Annotated in this window: 3 protein-coding genes; all 3 read right to left on the reverse strand. The window is 45.5% G+C overall.

All coding sequences use genetic code 11. The annotated features are described in order from the left end of the window. Positions 1-53 precede the first annotated feature (53 nt). Positions 54-500 (reverse strand): hypothetical protein, encoded by a 447-nt coding sequence (locus ABD892_RS11125; protein WP_345195721.1) that lies wholly within the window; start codon positions 498-500, stop codon positions 54-56. Positions 501-602: 102 nt separating this feature from the next. Beyond that, positions 603-2,036 (reverse strand): mannose-1-phosphate guanylyltransferase/mannose-6-phosphate isomerase, encoded by a 1,434-nt coding sequence (locus ABD892_RS11130; RefSeq protein WP_345195722.1) that lies wholly within the window; start codon positions 2,034-2,036, stop codon positions 603-605. A 7-nt stretch (positions 2,037-2,043) separates the two neighbouring features. Next, complete coding sequence (locus ABD892_RS11135) at positions 2,044-2,628, reverse strand: glycosyltransferase family 4 protein (RefSeq protein WP_345195723.1); 585 nt, start codon at positions 2,626-2,628, stop codon at positions 2,044-2,046. Positions 2,629-2,708 lie beyond the last annotated feature (80 nt).

Here is a 2,708-nt window from a genome sequence, read left to right on the forward strand (position 1 = left end):
AGGCGGTAATGGGAACATGGGGATGAGCTTAGGCGGCAGAACGTGAAATCGCCTTATGTACCGGTTTTTGAGTACTTACAAAAGTAACCTGTGTCGCTTTCATCTTTATAAACGACAGCATGATCTGTTTTTTGGTTTAAAAAAGTAACAAAGCCAGAATAGTCTCCACTATCTTTTTGATAACCTTTCTTTAATAGATCTTTTTCAAAGGACTCCCTGCCAACCCTAACATTCTCTAAACGTAAGTCTTCGCGTGTTAGCTGTAGCCCATCATAGAACTTCATTACAAAATAATCCTTTGCATTCATACAAAGGATATTGCTTTTAGCTATCTCACTAAAATGGCTACATTTATAGAAGCCCAATCCTTGACTTTCATAAATAGGATAGAACTTGACCCCGCCAAATGTCATATCCTCAACAGGCAAAGGTTTATTAAGAGTACAGCCTGACAAACTAACAGCTAATAACAAAGATAAAACAATAAATATTTTTTTCATAAAAATTATATTACTACCGCATTCATCAGCGGTGGGGCTTGAAATCTATAACCCCACCAATCCCCGCTATTCAGCTATGAACACAGATTCTGAACATGCTCATCAAGTGCGCCCGTAAGTATCCTCAAACCGGACGATATCATCCTCCCCGAGATAGGCACCGCTCTGGACCTCGATCAGTTCCAGATCAAACTTTCCGGGGTTTTCCAACCGGTGAACAACACCAATCGGTATATAGGTGGATTGATTCTCCGTCAGCAGAATTTCCTGGTCACCATTGGTCACCAGCGCAGTTCCCTTTACCACGATCCAGTGCTCTGCACGATGGTAATGTTTCTGCAGAGAAAGCTGTGCGCCAGGCTTCACCGTAATGCGTTTGACCTGGTATCGCTCACCGGCATCAATGGAATCATAACTGCCCCAGGGGCGATAAACCTTGCGGTGAAGTTTCGCCTCCGTACGCCCTTCCGCCTTAATGCGTTCAACGATTTTCTTGACGTCCTGCACCCTGCTCTTACTTGCGACAAGAATCGCATCGTCGCTTTCAGTGATCACAAGGTCTTCTACGCCAACAGTCGCGATCAGCTTTTTCTCGCTGCGCACATACGTATTACGGGTATCGTGCAACATGGCGTCACCCTGCACGGCATTACCCTGAGCATCCTTGTCAGCAATATCCCAGAGTGATGACCAGGAGCCGACATCAGACCAACCGGCATCCAGCGGAATGACAACCGCATCCTGCGTTTTTTCCATCACGGCGTAGTCGATGGAGTCATCCGGGCAGGCTTTGAAGGCCGCTTCATTAAGGCGAACAAAATCCATATCCGGGTGCTCTACCGCAATGGCCTGTTCGCAGGCAGACAGGATATCTCGCCGGAACTGTTTCAATTCCTCCAGGAATCGAGACGCCTTAAACATAAACATCCCGGAGTTCCAGAAATAATCACCTGAAGCGAGGTACTGTTCTGCCGTAGCAGAATCCGGTTTTTCAACAAACTGCTCTACGGGAAGCGGTGACAGCGAGCCTTCTGACGTTCTACGGCTTTTGATGTAGCCATAACCCGTTTCGGGATGGGACGGCACAATGCCAAACGTCACCAGCTTACCATCACGAGCAGCAGGCATTGCCGCTTCAACGGCACGGTGAAAGGCTTCTTCATTCTGAATAACATGGTCAGCGGCGAGTACAAGCAACACGGATTCTTCATGACCACTGGCCAAGGCTTTGAGCGCAGCCAGCGCAACCGCTGGGGCCGTATTGCGACCAACCGGTTCAAGGATGATGGCCTCCGCCTCTCTCCCCAACTGCCGAAGTTGTTCCGCTACCAGGAAGCGATGATCTTCGTTAGCAATCAGTAGCGGTTTGGCAGTACCCGTCAAGCCATCCAACCGAACGATAGTGTTCTGCAACATGGTGCGTTCATTCACCAACGGCAGGAATTGCTTAGGATACTGGGCGCGAGACTGAGGCCAGAGACGACTGCCGGAGCCACCTGACATAATGACCGGAATGATGTGTTTTTTAAGAAACATAGTTAAATCACTTCACGATTTCATGAACAGCATCTAAAACAGGCTTAAGCTTTCCTGACCATGAATGATGATCATTAACATAAACAAGTGCTTTTTCAGATATTGACTGCGCAAATTCCTTATCTTTCTCAAGCCTTAAGATTTGCTCTACATATTCTTCTGGTGTATTGGCAATAAGTATTTCAACCCCTGCTTTAGCATCAAGGCCCTCATGCCCCATTGATGATGAAACTGTTGGCAATCCAAGTGCCATATATTCCAATATTTTATTCTGAACACCTGCAGCTAATCTAACAGAGCAGATGCCTGCTATAGCACCTCGGGCATGAACAACAACATCATCTACTGCTCCAGTAACGATTGTACCTTTAAACTTTTCTAACCTTTGTTTGTCATCAGGTTTAATCTTTCCAATTACTTTAAAAGTATAGTTTCCATACTTTCTAAACAAAGGTAAAACATTTTTAGAAAACCATATTGCAGCATCAAAATTTTGTGCAGAAAACATATTCCCTATGAATACGAGTTCTTTACGACATGGAGCGAATTCATAGGTAAACTTCGAAATATCAACCCCATTAGAGCAAACTATCGGTGTTTGTCAACATAGTTGTCGCCCCAACTCAAGCCGCTTTCTTAAGTTGATCAGCTGAAGATCTGTCGGGATTAAGC

The sequence above is a fragment of the Kistimonas scapharcae genome, assembly GCF_039540975.1.
Taxonomy (GTDB): Bacteria; Pseudomonadota; Gammaproteobacteria; order Pseudomonadales; family Endozoicomonadaceae; genus Kistimonas; species Kistimonas scapharcae.

What these genes read in the sequence shown, in the direction of transcription:
- ABD892_RS11130 (WP_345195722.1), bottom strand. Translation starts at nt 2,036, where the DNA reads ATGTTTCTTAAAAAACACATCATTCCGGTCATTATGTCAGGTGGCTCC.
- ABD892_RS11125 (WP_345195721.1), bottom strand. Translation starts at nt 500, where the DNA reads ATGAAAAAAATATTTATTGTTTTATCTTTGTTATTAGCTGTTAGTTTG.